The sequence below is a fragment of the bacterium genome (assembly GCA_036524115.1).
Taxonomy (GTDB): Bacteria; JAUVQV01; JAUVQV01; order JAUVQV01; family DATDCY01; genus DATDCY01.
Genome location: DATDCY010000149.1, coordinates 1 through 2,777, shown reverse-complemented (window position 1 = coordinate 2,777; position 2,777 = coordinate 1). Strand labels below are relative to the sequence as shown.

Below are 2,777 nucleotides of genomic sequence, written 5' to 3'. Positions count from 1 at the left end.
GGGTCGCGCAGCACGGCGCGCGGGGACGGCGGGGCGAGGCGCGGCACCGGCGGCCCCGGCCTAGGCGCCCGGTCCCCGCTGGGCCTCGGCGCGGGTGATCAGCCAGTAGACGACGCCGATGGTGAGGATCGCCCCGAGCAGGAACCAGTTGACCCGCGGGTCGCTCTGGGGCTCGAGCGAGGAGATGAGCATCTCCCGGATGAACGCCACCAGCGCCACCCCGAGGAAGATGGTGATCTTGAAGCGCCCGCCGCGCAACTGGCGGATCTCGTTCTCCATCAGCTCGACCATGACCCAGATCACGAGCAGCGAGCCCAGGGCGCTGAGCACGCTGTGGACGTCGCGGTGGCTGACGAGGGTCATGGCGTCGCGCACGAAGACGGCCACGACCCCGAGCGAGATGCCCATCAGCGAGAGCACCAGCACCAGCTTGAGGGCCGAGGAGAAGCGCTCGGCGGCGACGAGCAGCTTCTCGTCGAGCCGGGCGGACACCAGCACCTTGCGCAGCTCGGCCTCCCGGTAGGAGCTGGTGAGGACGTCGAGGTTCATGTCGAGGATCCGGTCGAAGGACTCCGCCGCCGCGGCGGCGTCGGCGCGCTCCTCGATGTTGGCGCGGATCAGCCCGTGCCCGATCGTGCGCAGCAGGCTCGCGGCGGCGTTGACGAAATGGCCGGGCAGGCCGATGCGCACGTGGGTGGCGCCGATGCGCTCCAGGTTCTGGAAGTAGCGGTCGTCGTACTCGCCGCGGAAGAGCTGCGCGAACCACCACGCGAGGGCGACGCGGTGGCGCGTCTCGCGCTCCGGCTGCCCCTCGACGAAGGCGGCGGTCTCGGGCGTCGCGACGACGAAGCGGTAGAACTCCTCGGCGACGCGGTCCTTCGCGGCCTCCATGAAGGGGCGCAGCAGCGCGAGGCGACGGGCGTCGTCGTCGGTGAAGGCGTAGTGCTCCTTGAGCTTGGCGGCGCTGAGCATGATTCTCCATATGAAGTATAGCAAATTGTCCGGCGCGTCCGGCCCCGCCGGTCGGCTCCCGGCCAGTGAATGCTGTTGACAGATGGCAATTGGCAATTGATATTGGGGCAAAGGGACAGGTACAGGAGAGCCGATGAAGACGACGCTGGACCGCTTTGGCCGGGTGGTCGTGCCCAAGTCTCTGCGCACGCGGCTCGGGCTTCGCGCCGGGGCGGCCGTCGTGATCGAGGAGGAGGGGGACCATCTCGTGCTGCGGCCGGTGGCCGAGGAACCCGCGCTCGCGCTCAGGGACGGCATCCTGATCTTCACCGGCTCCGCCGCGGGCGACCTGGAGGCGGCCGTGAACGAGTCCCGGGGCGAGCGAATGCGCCACACGTCCGGCATGGCGTCCCGGTGAGAGTGTATTTCGACACCTCGGTCCTCGTCGCCGCGCTGGTCCGCGAGCATCCGCGACACGAGCGGGCGTTCGCCCGCCTGCTGCGCGCGAGGTCCGGCGGCGACCGGCTCCTGACCTCGGGCCACACCCTTGCGGAACTCTTCGCCGTGCTCACGACCCTGCCGGTGAGCCCGCGGATCGCTCCGGCCGCCGCGGGCCGGTTGGTCCGGGAGAGTGTCGAGGCGCACGCCGACGTCGTGGCGCTCTCGGTCGCAGACTACCGCGAGACAGTCCGCCGGCTCGCGGACCTCGGCTTCTGCGGCGGCATCATCTACGATGCCCTCGCGTGCCAGGCCGCCACCCGGGCCAGGGCCGACCTGCTCCTGACCTTCAACCTCAAGGACTTCCGGCGGGTCTGCCCCGAGGGCGGGCTGCGGATCGAGGAGCCCTGCTAGAAGCGGACGGCCTGGGCGGCCTGGACCTGCCCGCGCAGGCGCTCGAGCCAGCCGTCCCCCGAGAGCGCGCGGGCAAGCTCCACCGCGATGTGGCGCGGCGCGACGCCCAGGTCGGCGTTGCGGCCGAGACCGGTGAGGCACGAGGGGCAGTTCGTCAGCAGCACCGCGCCCCGCGCGCGCCCCGCCTGCGCCCTCCCCTGCGACCCTGCCGGCGCGCGCCCCGCAAGCGCCTCCGCCAGCGCCTCGCGCTTTCTCTGGCGCATCGCCCCCGCGATGTCGGGCCGCGAGAGCGCCAGCGTCCCGGCCTCCGAGCAGCAGTGCGGCACCGCCGCCACCCGCGCGCCGGCGCCCGCGAGCAGCGCGGCGGCCCGGCCATCCAGCGAGTCGTGGCAGGGCGCGTGGTAGAGGTAGTCGCCGGCGAGCGCCAGCGGCGGGCCGGCCTCCAGCGCGAGGCGCGAGGCGTCCGCGACGGCGCAGCCGAAGATCCGCCCGGCCTCCAGCGCCGCCAGCGCCTCGCGGCAGGTGCCGCAGGTCACGGCCACGGCCTCGAAGGTGAGGTGGCTGAACATCTCCCGGATCTGCGCGAAGAGGATGGCGTCCCGCAGGCCGATGCGGCCGTTCATGCCGGCGCGCGCGTTCGCGTACGCCGGGAAGCCGCAGCAGAGGTACGGCGGCGGCAGCACCACGCGCGCCCCGCGCCCGAGGAGCAGGTGCAGCGCCGCCGCGCCGACGAGCCCGTAGAGCCGCTCCGAGCCGCAGCCGGGGAAGTAGAAGACCGTGCGCACCGCCGCCCCCTCGGGCTCGAACAGCAGCGCCTGGTCCGGCTCGCAGGCGGGGAGCAGATCGCGCAGGCCGACGGGATCCGGCGGCGGCAGCGGCGCGTCGAAGAGCGAGGCGCGCCCCGCGTCCCCCTCCCGGCGCAGCGGGCGCAGCGCACGGACGGCCAGGCGCTGGGCGGCCCCGCCGGCGCCGAG

The 2,777-nt window shown here is 73.4% G+C and carries 4 protein-coding genes; 2 read left to right on the top strand and 2 right to left on the bottom strand.

The features are described 5' to 3' along the window. Positions 1–60: 60 nt before the first annotated feature. Positions 61–972 carry a protoglobin domain-containing protein gene (locus tag VI078_07035; protein ID HEY5999045.1) on the bottom strand — a complete coding sequence of 304 codons (912 nt, stop codon included), beginning with the start codon at positions 970–972 and terminating at the stop codon, positions 61–63. 133 nt (positions 973–1,105) lie between these two features. Here VI078_07035 and VI078_07030 point away from each other — a divergent pair, with 133 nt between their 5' ends. Then, positions 1,106–1,369 carry an AbrB/MazE/SpoVT family DNA-binding domain-containing protein gene (locus tag VI078_07030; GenBank protein HEY5999044.1) on the top strand — a complete coding sequence of 88 codons (264 nt, stop codon included), beginning with the start codon at positions 1,106–1,108 and terminating at the stop codon, positions 1,367–1,369. Further along, a complete protein-coding gene (locus VI078_07025) occupies positions 1,366–1,803 on the top strand; it encodes a PIN domain-containing protein (GenBank protein ID HEY5999043.1) in 438 nt (145 codons plus the stop codon). The genes VI078_07030 and VI078_07025 overlap by 4 nt, the downstream gene beginning before the upstream one ends. Here VI078_07025 and VI078_07020 read toward each other — a convergent pair. Next, positions 1,800–2,777: (Fe-S)-binding protein (locus VI078_07020; GenBank protein ID HEY5999042.1), on the bottom strand; the 978-nt coding region annotated here is incomplete at its 5' end. The genes VI078_07025 and VI078_07020 overlap by 4 nt on opposite strands.

Excerpts from the sequence above, each read along its gene's own strand:
- VI078_07035 (HEY5999045.1), bottom strand. The coding sequence starts at position 972 with ATGCTCAGCGCCGCCAAGCTCAAGGAGCACTACGCCTTCACCGACGAC.
- VI078_07030 (HEY5999044.1), top strand. The coding sequence starts at position 1,106 with ATGAAGACGACGCTGGACCGCTTTGGCCGGGTGGTCGTGCCCAAGTCT.